A 19,195-nucleotide genomic window follows, 5' to 3' on the forward strand; every position below is an offset into this window, starting at 1 on the left:
GTTATTTAAGGGTTAGCTCCTTCTCCCATGTCTTTTTATTGCCTTGCTCATTTTGAAAGACCAAGATCAATTTCCCCTTTTCCCCTTTCAACTCATCCTTGTAAAAGAAACCGGTGAACTGTCCATTGCCACTGATGTAAAAGCCATTCCCACCAGAGATACCTTCACTGTCATTTTTGATCGCTTGCTCAGTAGTGTTTACGATATCAGTTTTCTCGGACTTCCACTGCATGCTAGCTAACGAATAGCCGGCAGGTAGCTGTTCGATAGAGAAATCGAAGCTATTCCCCTCGATGGGTTTCGGTTCCTGGTCGACCACGACGAGAATTTCTTTTTCCTGCTGTTCTGCGGCAATGTCTTTTGCAACTTTCTCCGGTTGTTTCTCCGTGTTTTCTTTGTTTTCCTGAGGAACTTGCCGCGGCACTTGACCAGTCGATTGTGAAGGAACTGGTGTGCCACAAGCACTAGTAACGAGTGATAGAACCAATACAGCCAGGAAGCTTTTCATATTATTCTTTTTCAAATTCATTGTCATTTCCACCTTTGTTTTTATTTTCAACCAACGTGAAGGAAAAAGCGACTCCATTCACGGTATTTTCCGCATCATAATCACTACCATGCAGATCGAGGATGTGTTTACAGATCGCTAATCCGAGACCCGTGCCGCCAGTTTTCCGCCAGCGAGAGCTATCTACTCGATAAAATTGCTCCCATATCCGCGTTAGTTGATCGTCTGGGATATGCGCTCCTTCATTTTCGATTCGAAACCGGATGCACTCCCGCTCGCGGACCCCGGTAATCCGAATCTCACTTGATGGATTGGCGTGCCGGACTGCATTGCCGAGCAAATTCACGATCACTTGCTCGATACGTCTTGGATCTGCCCATACGTTGATCTCTTCAGGTAAGGCAAGCCATAATCGTACCTGCTTGTTTGCCAGCTGTAGTTGAAAAGAAGCGGCTACGCGATCTATTATTTCCGATACGGGAAACGATTGTCTACGAAGCAAAATGGCTTTGGCTTCGAATTTGGACAACTCCAGCATATCCATAATGAGCTCGTTCATCTTGTCGACTTCGCTTAAAATGACATCCATGTATCGCTCCCGCTTTTCATGTGCGACATCATCTTTTAATCCTTCCGCAAAGCCCTTCACAATGCCAAGCGGGGTCTTGAGTTCATGAGAGATGTTTGCAATCAATTCTTTGCGAAGCTGCTCCATTTTTTCCTTATGCTCTAAATCCTCGCGAAGAGTGACATTGGCACTTTTCAGATCTTTTAATGTTTGATCCAGCTTACCAGCTAATGTATTCAGATGGCGAGAAAGCTCACCGAATTCATCCTGAGAATGAATCGAAGCAAGTTCTGTGAAGTCCAGATTAGCCATACGTGAAGCGGAATGACTCAACGTAACTAATGGTTGCGTGATGATCTTCGAAAAGACAAAGGACAGCAGCAGTAAGATGACGAGGATGACTGGCGTCGCGTATAGGGAATAGCTGGTCAGCATACTTACCGCATCGCTCACTGGTTGCAACGTCGTCACCGCCAGTATATAATTCGCCCCGCCCTGATAGGAGAATCGATGAATCACGATGGCATAGTTTACACCACTCCACGGATCCGTCCACTTCCGCTGGATGAATGATCCGCTTTTCATCTGTGTAATCTCGTCGGATTGCTGCGTCAGCCATGGTCCGATTTGATCAGCTACGAGGGAATCCTGATAAAAAGGGTTATGTGCCCGCTGCTGACTAGGCAGCATGAGTTCAGAAATAACTGCCGTAACCCGGGTTAGTCCATTTTCGGTCACATTTGTGGATGGACTTTGCCTCGCAATCCGTATCGGCTTCATGATCGTATTCTTCTCATCCATATAGATTCCGTCGATGGTAATCGTGTCTCCAACATGGAGTCCTTCAGGAAGATCGGTGCTTTTCATTTCTTTTAGCGGTAAGGTAATCGCTTGATTTTTATTTGCTACTTTCATTTCCAGAAAATAGGGGTCGAGATTCAATTGCCTGAGCTGCTCATCTACGATCGCGATGCTGGCATCTGTGCGATTCATCAATGTACCCACCAGCTTATCCAGCTTGTGCTTGTCGGGAGGGAGTTTGGCGTACTCATCTGGGAAAGATGCCATTGCTTGCGAGAGCTCGCTTACTTTCGCATTTAAATAAAAGCGCTCAAAGAAAAACTTTTCCCCTATCAATATCAAAGCGTAGAGCAAAAAGACAAAAACAAAAGTGGCGGCAAATAATTTTGTCACAACGTTTAGTCGAAGTCGTCTCATCGCTTTGCCTCAAACTTATATCCAAAACGGATCATCGTCTGAATCAGATGCTGCTCTGTATCCAGCTTGGCCCGCAGTTTTTTCACATGGGTATCAACGGTGCGATGGTCGCCAAAGTAGTCCATCCCCCAAACCCCATTCAATATGCTATCTCGGGACAAGACCGTCCCTTCATGCTTGATGAAGAACAGAAGCAGCTCATACTCTTTTGGTGTCAATGAAACCGGGACGCTGGCAATCGTAACAGTGTGAGCTCGTTTGTTTACCGTCAATGCTCCAAACTGAGCGATATCATCTCCCCTCCCGATGCTCCCCTCTGCTCTTTTCATCAGAGCCTTGGCACGGGCCACTAATACTTTTGGGCTAAACGGTTTGGTGACATATTCGTCTGCGCCAAGCTCAAAACCCATCAACTGGTCATCGTCGTCTACTCTTGCTGTAATGATTATGATGGGAATGTCGGATTGCTGGCGGATTTTTCTGCACACCGACCAGCCATCCATCTCGGGCATCATAATATCTAGTACAACTAAATCGACAGAGTGCAGAGCAAAAAGCTCCATCGCCATTTTACCGTGCTGCGCTTCGTACACTTCCCAAGCTTCTTTTTTAAAATAATCCGATACAAATTCACGTATGAGCTCGTCGTCCTCTACGAGTAACACTTTCCGTTTCATTTCCGCGCTCCTTACTCGTGGTTGTGCATTTATTGCATAGATTACCAATTTATCGTGAAATTTACGAACCTGTATCTCACCGTCACCATTCCTATGACCGCCAACCCTGTTTTTACAAGATGAGTATAGATGGCTGATGTGACCGTTGTGTGTACATGAGGTGGATTTACGAAGAAAAACAAACACCCGAAAATGGCTGAGGCCACTGAAAACATGCAAAACGAGCCTTAGAATCGATTCTAACGGCTCGTTTTCTTTCGTTGGGACTTTTTCAGTGGCCTCCGTATAGGCGGGGGATTCTACTGGTCGATCTCACTTTCTCTTAATCTGACGATTGCTTGTGCACGATTTTTTACCTGGAGCTTGCTAAAAATTTGATGCACATGCCCTTTTACCGTCCCCAGTGTGAGATGCAGCTTGTCCGCAATATCCGAATTCGATAACCCTTCACCGATCAGTGCCAGCACTTCCGACTCTCTTTCCGTCAATTTTTCCAATGCAGGGGATACCCGAATTTGAATATCAAGCGTAGGAAATTCCTTCTCAACACTTTTGAGCAGCATCGAAAGATAGGCCATCTCTTGCTTGGATACGTTTTTGCTTTTATAGAGTGAATAGAGCATTTTGGCAACGCCAGAGCCTTCATCCAAAAAAGTGCGTACATAGCCTTCTGGCGCGGCTAACGTCACCGCCATGCGCATACACTCCATCGCTTCATGCTGCTGTTTTTGGATCATGTAAGCTTGGCTGAGCAGAAGAAAGGCTTCAATCCGACTCCCGAGCCGATCCTTTATTTCCGCCTCGTGCTTTAAGCTGGTTAGCAGCATAATGGCTGCACTGTCGTTTTTTAAATAGAGGTATACCCGGGCCAACGTCATTCGCTCAAATTCATGCCGGGAAGCGACAATATCTACATTCATTTTCGCATAGGGCTCGACCCATTTTTCTATTTCTTCCCGTCGATTTTCTTCGATCCATAATCGGACGCGGAACGTTTCTACAAAAGACATCCAATGAGGAGGCGCATCATGCTGGCGGCATAGCGAAGTGATTTCCTCCATGGCCAGCCACATCTCGTCGTTACGGTGCTCTGCTTTTCTCCATCGAGCCAACGTCAGATAAACCGGGACCAATACACCGAAGTTCAAAGAGATCGTGCCTAACTGAATCGCACGAGGTACGAAATATTTCAACTGCTCAAAATCATTTTGCTCATAATAAAGCTCGCCCAAAACGATAGAACCGTAGGCCAATATCCCAAGACCACTGTGCTTCCAGATCGCCCTTAGTTTTGGATAGTATTCATTCACATTAGACAAATACCCGCTTAAGGCCACACGACTGCGCAGTACGTATGGCTCATCCGAATTCAGTTCAATGCCAACGATGAAGTAGCGGCTGAATTTTGGCTTCATGTGAACGGATTCTTCCATATATTTGAGAGAAAGGTCTACATTTCCCCGCATCACTTCGATATATCCCCGAAGCACACACATTTCTACGCGGCAGTCGTCATAGCTCCCATGATTGATCCGAGTTGCTTCGTCAGCCAATTGAAGGAGGATTTCCGCCTGATCAATTTCATTGGACACAGCATGCAGCCAGGCAAAAGCAATGCACAGCTCGGGGTTGCTTTCCAACCAGGACGAATCAAAGTATCTCATCCATCTGCGCAGTGTAATATTTTCGTACTGTTTCAACATCCACGGCGCATGTGCAACGATCAAACGGCTTGCCCGGTTCCAATCCTTTCCGAGAAACGCATGCTCAGTCGCCTCCATGATCCACCCGTGACTTTCAAACCAACAGCTTGCAGAGATATGTAGGGCAGGAAGCAGTTCGTTATATGTTTTCCTTACGTGGGAAAGTAGAAGTTCTGCGAACAAATGGTGATAACGATACCACTCATTTACGCCATCCAGCGCGATCACAAATGAATTCGTTCGCTCCAGCATGCGAAGGATGTCGTGAGCGTCCGGCTCCCCGGTAACAGCTGCGCATAGATCGCCTGTCAGACGCGGCAGTATGGACGTTTTCAGCAAAAACATCTGCACCTTTTCTGGAAGTCGTTTCAATACTTCTTCCGTCAAATATTCCCCGACGTACTTGTCGTTACCGGAAAAATGATGAATGACCTTAGACGCTTCGGGCTTTCCTTGCATGGAAAGCGCTGCTAACTGCAAACCGGCCACCCATCCCTCCGTTCGTTTGCTTAGCAGGCCAATGGCTTGTTCTGACAAACTCATACCCAGTTGCTCACAGAATAAACGCCGGCACTCCTCTTCATTGAAGCGAAGAGTGTCTGAGCCCAGTTGCTTCAACTGTTTCCGAACGCGTAGACGATGTAGGGCAAAAGGAGGTTCCTCCCGCGTAATCAGGACGACATGCATATAGAAGGAAGCATGCTGGATCAGTGTCTGCAATCCTTCATGAATAGAAGGCTCCTTTATGAGGTGGTAATCGTCCAATACCAGATAAAAATCACGTTCAAACCCCGCAATTTCTTCGAGTAATACGGACATCAACTGCTCAGCAGAAGCTGTGTACTGTGGGTGAAGCACCGAGGAAGATTCTTTGCCCACGCCTTCCTGTGCCATATCAATTGCCCTAGCAAAATATCGCCAAAAGCGCACGGGATCATTATCTGATTCATCCAGGGAGATCCAACCGGTCGGTTTGCCGGAATTTTGCGTCCATTGACTGACTGCTGTCGTTTTACCGAAACCGGCTGGCGCACACACGAGAATCACTCTTGCGGCGCCAGCGTCATCGATTTCTTTCCATATCTGATGCCGAAGTAACAAGTCCGAACCATACTTCGGAACATGAAGCTTGGTTGCGATAAGTGGACTGTACGTTAATAAATCCATACGCATCTCCTGCCTAGAAGTAAAATGACATTCATGAAGGAAACATGGAGCGTAGCCTTTCTATTGATGACTGGAAGCGTAATGAGGTTGGCTAACGGGGGAAAATGGGATCATATAATGATAGGAAATATTGCTCAGATTAAAGATACAGCAAAGTCGCTCCTGCGTGGGTATTTTTTTTATGAAAGTCATCTAACCATTCTGTTGATTCGTCTGGCTTCTATCGCAACCTTTTTACTGTACAGCCTTTTATCCTGTTTGAGTTGCAGCACCTTGGCACACTGGTGCGCCTTTCTCAAAACGTTCTTGCTGTAGTTGTTTGTCGCTTTCAACATCTGATTAGCCCAGTGGTACGCTTCTCTAGCCAAAACCTCGTTGCTATCCTTTGCCTTCAAGCTGATATCCAACAAGGTCTCGCTCAAGCTTCTGCCCAAACCGGTACTCCTCCAGGAAGAAAAGAGTTTGAGCTCTGGTTCGCACTGCTTGACGCTCGCAAAAGCCTGGACCCAATCCTGTTTGAGCAAATGGATTTCGGCGATTTTTAACCAAAGGAATACTTTATCAAACGAATCTTCCTGTTCCGGTAGATCTAGTGTGAGGTAGTGAAGTGCCTTGTCGTACTCTTCCAATTGTTTTGCCTGATGATACAGCAGAGAATAATTCTTTTTGTCAGAGCCGAGCTGCTCCTCTAGCTTCTCCAGTAATTTTCTGGCTTCTGCCATGTTACCGAAATCACATGCTCTGTCCATTAACGTAATCAAGGACTCATCCTCGGGATTGGCGGGGTAATTCCTCGCCTTGGATTGAAACCATCGCTCCATATGTTCAGCCGAATACATCGTTGCCAGCTCCTCTTTCTTATTCTGAAAGAAAGAGCTGATTCGGTACAGATCGTTCTCTTCGATATACGTGATCGCCTCTTCAATCCCCGCTGAAATAATATACTCGGTATCAAAACCATAATAGGTATCAAAATTGCTTAATTTTGCCTGCTCAAACAGAGGGATATGGGTAACATCCTTATACTTCGCCAACAGGTAAGCCACGATGTCCATCGATTCATGTAATCCCTGATACGGATGGAACTTATGCATCTCAATCTCTTGGCTCATCAAATAGTACAGGAGCTCCTTGTCTGCTTCTGTCACAGTCTGATCGTATTGAAGCTGAACGATCAGCGCGTATCTTTTCAGCCCATTTTTGTCATAACCGTATGCATCCTTACATTTGCTGTATGCAAAAGAGCCCCAAAGGTCTTTGGAATGTTTGATCAATGGCAATTGCTCGGGTATTTGGTGGATTTCCATATGCTATTCTCCTCTCCCCTGCATGGGATAGCCTTGCTTATCTTTTCCCATTCTAATCGTCTACAATTGACAATACAATTTTCAAAATGGTTAAATGTAATATGTTTACATTTCTTCAGGAGGTGCACAAAATTGGAGCAACAACCACCATCATCATCGGTACCGACAGAGTTTTCTCCGCTTGCCCAGCAGGAACCACCCAAAAACATGGGAGATTTATCGAAATCGTACGACAGGGCGACGATTTTTTTTACGAGATGGGGAGCCCATGTTCTTGATTATATTCTTCTCGCTTGTTTTCTAACCGGCTTTCTCTCGTTTGGGGTTTCCATCACCAAAGACGTCTACAGTCTCTATTTTTTCATCTTAGCCGCAATTATCCTATGTTCCTATTATGTACTGTTAGAAGGACTTACCGGATATACGATCGGAAAATTTACTTTCCGCATCATTGCTGTTAATGCAGAAGGACGACCACCGGGGTTATGGAAATCATTTATCCGTTCCCTCATTCGTCTATTCGAAACAAACGTATTTCTTCTAGGCGGATTGCCAGCCGGTATCAGTGTGTTGGCTTCCGACAAAAAGCAACGGTTAGGCGACCTGGCAGCGAATACATACGTCGTGAAAGTGAAGGATCTGAACAACGTCAGCAAAAAGCAAACCACCGTACTCGCTATTGTCTTTTCCATCGTAGCCGTTTTATCCATCATTGGTATGATTTTTGGAATGATCGATATCGCATCAAGAACGCCTACCGAAGAAATTTTCTATAGCAAGGATAAACAGTTTCAAATATCGGCCCCTTCGGATTGGAGCAAGGATTCATCCCTTCACGATGAAGCTGATATAGGAATCTCCAATCGTAGTCGCGAAAAGTATTTATTGGTACTGTCAGAATCGAAACAGGATGTAGACAGTTCATTGACGCTTCAAGAATATGCCCAAGTCATTGAAGCAAACCTTCAAGAGGGAGTAGATAATGTATCCATTGATAAACAGATTCGTACTGTAGTCGACAACCAGGTGGCCATCCAATTCAATGCCAAAGGCGAAGTAGACGGCATTAAGGTCGCTTATATTGTGACATTAGTCGAAACGCCTACACATTTTCATCAAATCATGGCTTGGACAGAAGAAAAAAGATTTGCATCCCTCAAGCAAGAACTGCAAAAGGTCAGCGCAAGTTTTCGCGAGGTAAAATAGTGACAGAACACAGAAGCCACCTTCATCAGGTGGCTTCTTCCTCTTGCACTACTTCTCTATCGGTTCTCTATCACTGGCCTTTTTGTTGGCTATTTGATTTCCCCATGGAGGTTCGGCTCTCATCAAGTGCCGTATAAAATAATCCCATTTTCTGCGGATAAAGTACGGCTCCATAGAAAATCCGTGATGTCGGTTGGGCAATATCAGCATGTCAAAGTCTTTATCCGCTTTAACCAATGCATCCGCCATCCGAATCGTTTGGGAAGGATGCACATTATCATCCATATCGCCACTCACCAGCAAGAGCTTTCCTTTCAGATTCGCTGCCAGACGAGCATTGTCTTGATCTCTGTACAATACCGGATCATACAATCCTTGATAGCGTTCTGCCCATGCTGCTATATACAGCCGTTGATCATGATTTCCACACGCGGAAACAGCAACCTTGTAACAGTCAGGAAATGAGAGAATGGCCCTTGTCGAAGCGTAGCCTCCCCCTGACGAGCCCCAGATGCCTACCCGGTCAATATCCACATACGGGTAGCGCTCAGCCAATTGCCTTACCGCTGTCATATGGTCAAGCAAGCCTCCTGCTTCCTCCAACTTTCTGTCTGAGACGTCATGGAACGCTTTCGAACGATAAGGTGTTCCCATTCCATCCAGGATCAATACGATAAAGCCCAGCTGCGCTAATGACTGTCCACCACCCAGCGGGTCATGGTTTCGGCCTGGATCGAGTGCGAAAGCTTTCGGTGTGTTGATGATCTGTGGTCCCCCGTAAATGTAATCGACAACCGGATACTTGCGGGAAGAATCAAACGGGAATGGACGCAGCATCACCCCATAAAGATCGGTCACGCCGTCTCGTGCTTTGACGGTAATCCTTTCTGGAAATTGGTACCCCATCTCGAGCAGCATTTCCACATCTGCGTACTCCAATTCTCGAATGAGGCTACCATCTACCGAGCGGAGAACAGTTACTGGCGGTAAATCAACTCGCGAAAACGTATCGACGAAATACTTCATAGTGGGAGAAAACACAATATCATGCTCTGCATCTTCAGGTGTTAACAACGACAAACCGGTTCCATCCAGACGAACGCGGTACAGGTGTTGATAATAAGGATCGCGTCCTTCCTCAAGCCCACCTCCAGTGATGTACACCCATCCCTGCTGCTCGTCCACTGCCATCAGCCTACGTACCGTCCAGGGGCCCGATGTGATCGGATTGCGAATCGCTCCCGTTTTGCCATCGCAATGGTAGAGGTGGCTCCATCCATCACGCTCTGAATGCCAGATGAACGAGCCATCGGCCAATAATCGAATATTCGGATTAGACGCTCCGAGATTATGCAGGTCTTGGTTCAAAAACGTATCGCTTTGTTCCCGCAGTAGCGTGCAAACCTCACCAGTGCAAGCATCCGCTACGGAAAAATCGACCGAACGGGCATCACGGGACATCCGGGTGATATAGATCTGTTTACTGTCGGATGACCATCCGGCCATTTGCATCCCCGGAGTGAGGGGTGAGACTGGGCATGCCTGTAATGGCTCGCTTTCAATTCGGACTATGGTTCGAGTTTCCAGATTACAGATTACTAGCTCTGCCAATGGTACGTGTTCATCGCCAACTATTGGATAACGGTACGAGTGCAGTACCGGTCTGACCCCTTCCCCTTTTGGTACAGATTGGATCAGATGCATCTCGCGCACCTTTCTTTGGTCAAGCCTATGGGTCAGCAGCATCTTGGAATCGGGTGACCATATCACCACTGGAGGAAGCTTACTGCCATTCAATCGCTCCGCTACGGTCGAGAGCCTACATTCAGGTTGGGTTCCGTAATCATAGTAAGCCTTGCCGTCATAGGTAAGCCTGATACGCCTTCCGGTTTCGAGTGATCGAACATACAAGTTGTGATCATATATGAACGCCACCCATTTTCCATCTGGAGACGGCAGTTCATCCATCGTCGGCTTTTTAAAATGATCGATGGGCTTGCAGCTGTATTCCTGTAAATCACACTTCCAAACCGTACCGTCCATCTCAAACTGGAATGCCGATCCACTCTCAGTAAACATAAGTTCCCCAAGTGGCAACGTTTCTGCGCTATACGTTTTACCTGCATGACATGACAAACAGACAGCTAATCGTTCGTGATCGAATGCTGGCTGACTCGTATTCTGTTCAGCATCCACGATCACATATTGCCTGCCAGTCCCCTTTTCCAGACGTAGTTCACGGATGTACCAGAACTGATTCCCACTGATCCAGTTTGGCCTGACAAAAGCATTGAATATTGCATCGTAATAATTGGCGGGATGCAAGCGTTGTGCCCTCTCATACTGTTCCCATGTGACAACATTCTCCATGCCAATCCCCCTCTTTCAAAGTGAGATACAAGAATCATGTGCTTCACATTTTCGAACGACAAATTTCCTTAATTATCCATTTGTTACATACATACGTAAAGAGCGCGATAATATATCTCCAAATTTACTATTTTAGCACCTGACACGTGAATTTTTTCAAATGAAGAAAGAGGCGATCTCTCGCCTCTTCGCTCCTAACATAGATTTTATTCCTCTTCCGCAATCATGGTTTGGTTCCTACCCGCTCTCTTCGCCTTGTACATGGCCTCGTCAGCTACATGCAGCAGACCTTCAGGAGAAACAGCATGAGAAGGATAGTGCGCAATGCCTTGTGATACGGTTAGTCGCTGCCCGATTGGGTTTGTCCGTGTTTCCAAGGCACGACGTATTCGTTCGGCTACCTGATAGGCCTCCTCCAAACCAGTATGAGAAACGAGGACAACAAATTCCTCACCGCCAAAGCGACAGCTGACATCCTCAGGCCGAAGGGAGGAAGAAATGATTTTCGCAAAATGCCTCAACACCTCATCTCCAGCCTGATGGCCATATGTGTCATTAATGGCTTTAAATCGATCAAGGTCCATCATCATAATAGAAAAGGGGATTTGCTCCGCCATCCATTTTTGCATGGTTTCCTCGAGTGTTCTTCGGTTCGTTAGCCCTGTCAATGGATCTGTTCGAGCATCGTGGGTCAATTGCTCCGTCTTCTTTTTGATATTGGTTAAGGCAAAGCGAATAGCACGAGATAACAGCTCAGCCTCTCGATTCCAATGCTGGCTACCCTCAGAGAGTTCCACCTCTTGTCTCCCGGCCTTACTCACAAGATTGGCCAAAGATACGAAGGGTTTGGCTATTTTGCGCGCAAGCACGATCACAACGAGCATTAATAATAAAAAGGAAGGCAACATATACAACAAAACGGATTGAATATCACGATTTACTTGTTCTTGAACAACACTGATAGGGGACACGACAACGACACCCCAGTCATTCTCTGGAACCTTTACGTACGCAGCTAATACTGTCTGTCCCCTCAAGTTGACCATCTGTTCATAGCCATTTTTCCCTTGGATCAGCTTGCGTACGGCTGGATTGGCACTGATATCCTCTCCGATCCGGTTTGGATCACGGTGGAACAACAAATGACCATCAGAACCTACGATGTAAAAAGAGGAACCTAGTTCATCTGTTGGATTACTTCCAAAGATCGTATTCAAAATGTTATCTTCATGAAGATAAATCGTTCCCCCGATAACCCCCCGGTAAATCCCGTCTTTATCAAATATGGGTTCGCTCATCAATACAATGAGTCGCTTCGTACTTGATGTTACGTAAGGTTTGGAAATGTATGGCTTTTTTAAAGCTAATGCCATTTTCGCCGTTTCCGTTTTAACATAGCTTCCTACTGTACCAATAGATCCGGGAGACACACTTTGAACACGTCCCGTTTCATCTACCACGGTAACCGAATTAAAATAGTTGTTTGTACGACGGATCAACTCAAGCTTGGAATATACATCATCCGCAGTCATCTCGTTCCGATTGGAAAAGATGCTCGCCGAATACTGTAAGCTACTGCGCATGGATTTAATCAAGGCGTCTAGGGTATGACTCATTTTGATTGCACTCGTGTGATTTAAGGTCAGCGTCGTGTTAATTAGTGCCTGTTTTTTGGATTGATAGAATGAGAGAAGTAGGATGGTGACAGTCAGGATAACGGATAAAGAGACTAGTCCTGTTAAAAGTGTCACCAGGCTAATCCTTTTCGGGCGGCTTGCTCTTTTTTGTAAGACAGGCATTGGATGCCCCCTTGTATTTGGCATATAGCTATTATGCCATAAATAAAAAATAGTCTAACACTCGATAATATTCATTTCAAGTATACAAGAAAGTTCAAGTAGCCGACCTTGGCTTGGGGACATAAAAAGGCCACCTTTGTCAGGTGGTAGTTTCCGCATATATCATCTAGGAGACCCGAAAGCTTTGTCTTCTCATCCACATCGTTGCAACCCACTTTTCTCCATGGATCACTTGTGCACCTGCATGCAAAGTGAACTCGTTTACTTCTTGATTTCTATAAAAATATTCAAAGTAGACAGCCATGCCTTTAGTGGGAAAAACAGATAAATGAAGCAAAGGGAACACTGTTTCTCCGCCTTGTTCCACATCATTCAAATACATCACGAGCGTACTAATGCGATTGTTCGTACTTGCGCGACTCGTTTCTGCAAAGAAATCATAATGAGGTTTATATTCTTGGCCAGGAGTATATCGTAGAACTTGTAAGCCATCTCCATGCTCAATCGGAATGTTCATGATTTGAGAGATTCGCTTCTCGATCCTTGTAATTGTCTCCGTCTGCTCGCAGAACACCCCGCTGCTCGTTCGAATAGAATTGACTGAACGATCTTCGCCTATTTTTGAGCGTTGCAATCGTTCTCTGGAATGTTCAATTAGCTCATCGCATTCGCTATCGCTAAGCACATTTCCTAACACGACAACCAGCGGTTCCTCATACTTGGCAAGAATTCGAATCTCTCGATCTTCTGTCTTGATCCTATTTCCAGTCTGATCAAATATCGTCCGTTCTTTCCCAGTCGTGTGCCCTATCATCGCTATGCACCCCACATATATGACATCCGTCGCAAAAAACAGAATACCATAAAATGGGTAAATACCAATCAGTAAACTTTAGAAAAATCAATTTTTTTAACGCCCTCATCATAAACAAAACCCGTCTCCTATATGTGAAGAGACGGGTTTGCCCTATTGAAAGCATCTTCTAAGTGGCATGTGTCTATATGAAAGGTTATTTTCATGCTTCCTTTTGTTTTTGAACGTGGTACATATTCTTCCGGAATACACTGATCATGTATCCGCATACCCCACCTATAATAGAAGGCAACAGCCAGCCCAAACCAACGTCATACAGTGGAAGGTACTGAGAAAAATAATGATAGACAAAACTATTTTCGACTCCAGCAGCCTTCAAGCCATCAAACAGACTAATCAGAAAAGTGAAAAACAAACTTCCTTGATACACTTCTGGTCTGCCATTGAATGCTTTGTGCAGAAACGTCAAGAAGAGTAACGAGATCGCAATCGGGTACATGGTCATTAAGACCGGAACGGAGACCTTAATGAGTTGCGTTAATCCAATATTAGCAACGAGTGTACTGAAAACAGACAAAATAACCGCAAATTTTTTGTAAGAGATCTTTGGAAACAACGAATGAAAAAAAGTAGAGCAAGCTGTAATAAGCCCTACACTTGTCGTCAAACACGCCACTGTAATCATTAATCCCAATAAAATGGCACCGTAAGAACCAAAGTAGTAATTGGAGACTTTCGCCAAAACCTGAGCGCCATTTTCTAAGTAGCCCAGCTTTTCTACACTAGAGGCACCCATAAAGGAAAGTGCGGTATAAAAAAGGGCGAGGAGTAAACCGGCTATCATTGTTGCTTTTGCGCACGTAGCCAAAACTCGTTTTTTGGCAGTAATACCTTTTTCTTTAATCGCATTCACAATGATCATTCCAAAAACAAAAGCTACAAGCGCATCCAATGTCAAATACCCTTCTTGAAAGCCCTTGAAAAATACATGGGACGTGTAATCTGCTTGCGGGGCTTGAAGGGCTCCAATTGGATAGATAATAGCCGTTATCGCAATAATTCCGATAAATGTTAATTTAATCGGAGTTAAGATTTTTCCGACTACATGGATAATTTTCATAGGATTGAGCGATAAGAAGCACGCAATGGCAAAAAACAGGATGGTAAACAGAATCAAGGGTGCGGGACCTGCCTGTTCTGATAAAAAAGGCTTTACCCCAATATCAAACGATACATTGCCGGATCTAGGTATCGCAAAAAACGGACCGATTGCCAGATACAAAACAATCGTGAATACCATTCCGAATACGGGGTGCACGCGACTGGCCAAGGAGCGCAAGTCGTCTGCTCCCGAAAAAACAAAGGCTGTGATCGCTAGTAAAGGCAACCCAACCCCTGTAACCAAAAAACCTGCATTGGCTATCCATACATTTGTTCCGGCTAATTGCCCAAGCATTGGCGGAAAAATTAAATTACCCGCTCCAAAAAACAAAGCAAATAACATGAACCCGATCGTAACGACAAAAGAAACTGGCGCTTTCTGTGACACAATAATCCTCCTAATTGTTCTCTATCTCTCAATCATAAATGTTCGTTCAGATGACTGCTTACCCAACCCTCATTTATTCATTCTGATACTATACTCCAAATAAACATTCTTTTCAAACACATCACACTTCAAAGTACCGCTCTCAAACTTACATCCCTGTTACAGTTTACTATAAGTACCCCCATATCGCATCTGGAAGTACCTTCCCTAGAAACCAAAGCATCAAGGACTTTAAAAATATTTCAGAAAATATTTATTTTTCTTAACTTGAAATCAATTAGCAATCTTCCTTATAATTACATTAAAACCTATTCATTCCATTCTTCTAGAAAGGAGGTGTCCACACATGAAAAAGGTCGTAAAAGTAGCAGTAAACAAGAACAAACAAGTGCAAGAAATGAAAGCATTGAAATGGCGCGTAGTTGTTGATGTTTGCTTGTAAGAGAGTCAAAAAGCATACATGTTTTCCATAAATGAAAAACGTTAGGAAGGAGGGGATTGCCCATGAAAAAGGTAGTGAAAGCACAACTTTCTAACAATCAAAACGTTCAAGAAATGAAATTGCTTTTCCATCCAATTATGACACTTGCGTGTAAAAAGTAATCGATCGTTCAAGAGCACCTCGTGTGCTCTTGAATTTTTTACATAAGGTTCTCGCTTTCCAGGCAGTAAGCAAACATGACGGGACGGTGCAGATTATGAACCAAGCGGTTTTGTTGGAAAGATACCATCAGTTGAGAGAACTTGCCGAGGATCCAGACACATGGCTAGAGTCAGAGATCGGTTCCGATCTTTGGGTGGATGGAATTAATGTATTTTTAACGGTATCACCAGAGGATTTCATTGAGGGACTTGAGCGATTCGAGAGTAGCTATGGTTTTAAGAGCCATGAAATTGTTAACACGATTCTTCAATTTCAACGTTATTGTAGAGAAGCATCTGCGGATGGTGAATTTCCTTTATACCAGGCTCTAGCAGTTGGGATGACCTGGTTGAGCTTACACCCTCAAATAAACGGCAGCTATTTCAACTTGCCTGTTCAAATTACCAATCACTCCATCGCTTTGTTGTTAAGCCCAACCTACTTAGCTGTTTGGGCACATAGTTACAATGAAGGCATTGGATTATACTTAGATTTACATTCGACGCTACCCACATTATTCCGACCCGAGCATGGACGGATCTATCAAAATGCAGGATCGTATTTGGAGGGAACGCACATCAAGTTTCCTTTTCAAAATTACTTCCACGAAATTGCTCATATCCTCTTCTTCCATGACGTCTATCAACGTGTACTAGGGAGCGAAGACGAATGTAGAAGCTACTGGACACATATTGAGGCTTGCATTTACGGACTTGAGGAGCAGGTGCTCGCTGAAATGATGGAAGTCCAACCAGATTTGCATGCCATCGATGATGGATTCGGAAGCAGTAAAGGTTTCGAGGATTTTATCTCTTATCGCTTTGGAATTCTTGCTGCTCAAGAGAATCATTCGATACCAAAAGACACGGTTCGTACTTACATCAAAAGAAACATGCAATTAGGTGAAGCGAATGAAAACATCCCTGATAATGAGGTGAAAGCGAGGATTCTTGCTAGTCATAAGCTAGATGAGGAACGATTAGAAGAGCTCGATACTCACTGCAAGGCATTTGCTACGGCATTGCAGGTACATAGCTTGTGGGGAATCAAAAGCTATCGACGAAACTCGATCCCAGCGTTTCGTGAAGTGGTAGAGCTACTCTCCCCTGATGCGTACTGTATGCAAAAACTCGAAGAATCTATGCGACCAGATTCATGGGGGACATTAGAGGATTTGTTATCCAGAAATCCGTTTGATGAGATATGCTCGCAAACAAGGGAAAAGAATATTCACGTATGGAACTGGCGTGATACCCTGTCTCGCTTGGCAGAAATGCGCGGTTATTTGGCAAACGCGAATGAACCTGGTTACGGTGAGACCAATCAAGAGCTGTTTCAGATAGCAAATCGTTTAGCTAGAGTCATTCACGAGGAGAAACAAAAAGAGGGCCCAGCAGAGCAGCATGAGAGCCAGTACGCGGACATGAAACGAGAAATTAGCGAAGCATTAAACCGATTGCCTAACGTGGAAGTACGCGACCACTTGCACAATCTTCTTTCCAAACCCTATTACTTTGTGTTAGAGCCCAATTAATAGCTGACTATGAGTCAAAGACCGGCGATATTTCCTATGTTGGTCTTTGTTTTTTTATGTATACATATCCCACGATGACATTCAGATTTTATCCTTTTTTAAGAAATCGTTTAGGGTTTGTTTTGAACTTGCGTTTAGGATGGGGGTAAGACAAATGATTCAGATGGGAGCGGTTTTTACATGCTTGAGATGAATGAGAAGATTCCCCTTCCCCCTCCTCGTGTGAAAATAGTGAGGTACATGTTTCTTTTCCTCGCATGGGTGTTTTTTGCTTTCATTATTGTTCAGGTATCACTGGCAGGTCTTGGGCTATTCGTCAACGGAGAACATTGGGGAATGCATAGAACCTTGGCTCAATATTTTGCACTGCTTCCAGTCGGCATGTTGGTTCTCACTTTCCTTGGAAAGCTGCCCGTTCATCTTCGGTGGATTTGTCTCGGATTATACCTCATGATCGTTGCGCAGTTCCTTACCGTTATTTACTCCTCTCACTTAGGAATCCTCTCTGCGCTTCACCCGGTCATCGCCTTGTTTCTCTTCTGGGGATCTCTTACCACCGTAAAACATGCTCATCATTTAGGGGGGAAATAGACATGGAACTCCCTAAAATTTGGTGGGCGTTATTTCTTGTATCTCTAGTGGTTATCGTTCCATTTATGGCTCCCTATTTAACATTCGATCCTGCAAACAGTCGCATCACGATTATTTCCGGTTCTCTTCAATATCCTTTATTAGTTGCTCATATCGTGTCTGCTTTCATTGCTCTTCTCACTGGTTTTTTCCAGTTTGTCGACCGAATTCGCTTGAAGAACCCAAGGATACATCGTTTTCTTGGAAGGGTTTATGTGTACAGTGTGTTTATCAGTGGACTACTCTCTTTAGCGAGTATCTTTTATGCAGAAAATTTCATGAAGGCAACAAGCTTCCTGATCTTATCCTTGGCTTGGCTATTCACTTGCTGGAAAGGGTACCGTACCGCCATCAACAGGCAATATGAGGAACACCGAAAATGGATGATTCGCAGTTTTGGAATGACATTAGTTGCCGTAAGTGCGCGTCTGTTGGTGCCAGTATTACTCCTTCTGTACTTTATTTTACACGGTTTTTCTCTTCCGCATGGTATGGAAACCGTTATTGGAGAGGTATTGAATGTAAACATTTGGGCTGGTCTCATTCTTAATTTTGTTATTGTGGAGTGGGTTATATTGAAGAAATAGGCTAGCTTCGTTACGTCACATGAGCGTTGAAGTGGTTGTTAGCGCAAAGAAGGACTATCTCGATCGGTTGAATCGGGACAGTCCTTCTTGTAGATCGGTATTCGTCAGATACGGCTTTCCCTCCAGGAATCAGAAATCGAATTAGGAAAGTCACCTAAAAATACGAGTTTCGATGCAGACTACGTTTGGTTTTTTCAAGTGTCTTGATCAGCAAATACTTTTGTACGCCCTTGGATTCGGCAATAGCCCGTTGGCCGTAATGTTCTGCTTCTGCCATGTTTCCTTGATGATAGGCCACTTCAGCATCGAGTAACAACTGGTAGATACGGCTTTTGATCGCGGATCGGTGTTGGCTGTAGGCATCTTGGTTGTTTTTTAGTAGCGATAAATGTGCGAAGTAATAATGTCGATGCTCGATTGAATCAATCTTTCCGAGTGCTTTTTCTACTAAATCGTAGTTGCCGCGATGGAGTTCTACCACTATGGTGATGTAGGCGCGAAGCTTATCGGATGTGATTTTTGCTAGTTCCTTCTCGGCTTCCGCTTCGTTGTCGTGTAGATAGGCGTACAAAAAACGATAGTAAGGTTGTTTTGAATGTTTGACGTAGCGTTCAACTGTATTCATGTTGGTGCTGAATTTAAAAATGTACAGGTCTTTGCCGATGAGAAGGACGAAAGCGATTATGAAAAAGGTGATCCATACGATTGGGGTAGGTTCTATGTCTAGGAAGAAGATCGTTAAGCCACCTGCGGCTCCGAGGAGGAGCATGGTTAGTAGGCTTCGTAGAGTGGAAGACATGAGGGTGGTGCTCCTTTTCTTTTTGGAAGTATTCTTTTAGTCTAGCATAAGAGAAAGAACATGCATCCAAAAATCAGGGCAAGGGTCATTTGCGGATTTTATAGGGTTTCTACTTA

General features: G+C 44.6%; 14 protein-coding genes. 4 read left to right on the forward strand and 10 right to left on the reverse strand.

Going from position 1 to position 19,195, the window contains the following annotated elements; translation table 11 throughout:
• Window position 1: 1 nt before the first annotated feature.
• From BBR47_RS26005 to BBR47_RS26025, 5 genes are all read right to left on the reverse strand, one after another.
• Window positions 2-529, reverse strand: a complete 528-nt coding sequence (locus BBR47_RS26005; protein WP_015893430.1) for a hypothetical protein — start codon at window positions 527-529, stop codon at window positions 2-4.
• Entirely contained in the window at window positions 510-2,294 is a 1,785-nt protein-coding gene (locus BBR47_RS26010; protein ID WP_015893431.1) for a sensor histidine kinase, read from the reverse strand. Before BBR47_RS26010 ends, BBR47_RS26005 begins: the two co-directional genes overlap by 20 nt.
• The gene (locus BBR47_RS26015) at window positions 2,291-2,971 is read right to left on the reverse strand and encodes a response regulator transcription factor (RefSeq protein WP_015893432.1); all 681 of its coding nucleotides are present in this window, start codon (window positions 2,969-2,971) and stop codon (window positions 2,291-2,293) included. The genes BBR47_RS26010 and BBR47_RS26015 overlap by 4 nt, the downstream gene beginning before the upstream one ends.
• Before the next feature lie 299 nt (window positions 2,972-3,270).
• On the reverse strand, window positions 3,271-5,841 hold the full coding sequence (locus tag BBR47_RS26020; RefSeq protein ID WP_015893433.1) for a LuxR C-terminal-related transcriptional regulator: 2,571 nt from the start codon (window positions 5,839-5,841) through the stop codon (window positions 3,271-3,273).
• A 188-nt stretch (window positions 5,842-6,029) separates the two neighbouring features.
• On the reverse strand, window positions 6,030-7,148 hold the full coding sequence (locus BBR47_RS26025) for a hypothetical protein (RefSeq protein WP_015893434.1): 1,119 nt from the start codon (window positions 7,146-7,148) through the stop codon (window positions 6,030-6,032).
• 132 nt (window positions 7,149-7,280) lie between these two features.
• On the opposite strand from BBR47_RS26025, the gene BBR47_RS26030 reads away from it, so the two are divergent.
• Window positions 7,281-8,354: an RDD family protein gene (locus BBR47_RS26030; protein WP_041749665.1), complete on the forward strand. Its 1,074-nt coding sequence runs from the start codon at window positions 7,281-7,283 to the stop codon at window positions 8,352-8,354.
• 48 nt (window positions 8,355-8,402) lie between these two features.
• Here the strand turns inward: BBR47_RS26030 and BBR47_RS26035 are convergent, their stop codons facing one another.
• The 4 genes from BBR47_RS26035 to brnQ all read right to left on the reverse strand — a co-directional run bounded on the left by BBR47_RS26035 (window position 8,403) and on the right by brnQ (window position 14,886).
• Window positions 8,403-10,724 (reverse strand): S9 family peptidase, encoded by a 2,322-nt coding sequence (locus BBR47_RS26035; protein ID WP_015893436.1) that lies wholly within the window; start codon window positions 10,722-10,724, stop codon window positions 8,403-8,405.
• 206 nt (window positions 10,725-10,930) lie between these two features.
• Window positions 10,931-12,523, reverse strand: a complete 1,593-nt coding sequence (locus tag BBR47_RS26040) for a sensor domain-containing diguanylate cyclase (protein ID WP_015893437.1) — start codon at window positions 12,521-12,523, stop codon at window positions 10,931-10,933.
• A gap of 166 nt (window positions 12,524-12,689) precedes the next feature.
• The gene (locus BBR47_RS26045) at window positions 12,690-13,337 is read right to left on the reverse strand and encodes a 2OG-Fe(II) oxygenase (protein ID WP_015893438.1); all 648 of its coding nucleotides are present in this window, start codon (window positions 13,335-13,337) and stop codon (window positions 12,690-12,692) included.
• Between the two features lie 202 nt (window positions 13,338-13,539).
• Window positions 13,540-14,886, reverse strand: coding sequence for a branched-chain amino acid transport system II carrier protein (gene brnQ, locus BBR47_RS26050; protein ID WP_015893439.1), 1,347 nt, complete (start codon window positions 14,884-14,886; stop codon window positions 13,540-13,542).
• 626 nt (window positions 14,887-15,512) lie between these two features.
• On the opposite strand from brnQ, the gene BBR47_RS26055 reads away from it, so the two are divergent.
• The 3 genes from BBR47_RS26055 to BBR47_RS26065 all read left to right on the forward strand — a co-directional run bounded on the left by BBR47_RS26055 (window position 15,513) and on the right by BBR47_RS26065 (window position 18,280).
• A complete protein-coding gene (locus tag BBR47_RS26055; protein WP_015893441.1) occupies window positions 15,513-17,063 on the forward strand; it encodes a hypothetical protein in 1,551 nt (516 codons plus the stop codon).
• 240 nt (window positions 17,064-17,303) lie between these two features.
• Entirely contained in the window at window positions 17,304-17,654 is a 351-nt protein-coding gene (locus BBR47_RS31700) for a DUF6220 domain-containing protein (RefSeq protein ID WP_269446221.1), read from the forward strand.
• A 2-nt stretch (window positions 17,655-17,656) separates the two neighbouring features.
• On the forward strand, window positions 17,657-18,280 hold the full coding sequence (locus tag BBR47_RS26065; protein ID WP_015893442.1) for a DUF2306 domain-containing protein: 624 nt from the start codon (window positions 17,657-17,659) through the stop codon (window positions 18,278-18,280).
• A gap of 154 nt (window positions 18,281-18,434) precedes the next feature.
• Here BBR47_RS26065 and BBR47_RS26070 read toward each other — a convergent pair whose 3' ends face one another.
• A complete protein-coding gene (locus BBR47_RS26070; protein WP_015893443.1) occupies window positions 18,435-19,079 on the reverse strand; it encodes a hypothetical protein in 645 nt (214 codons plus the stop codon).
• Between the last annotated feature and the right edge of the window lie 116 nt (window positions 19,080-19,195).

This window comes from Brevibacillus brevis NBRC 100599, from assembly GCF_000010165.1.
In the GTDB taxonomy this organism is placed as follows: domain Bacteria; phylum Bacillota; class Bacilli; order Brevibacillales; family Brevibacillaceae; genus Brevibacillus; species Brevibacillus brevis_D.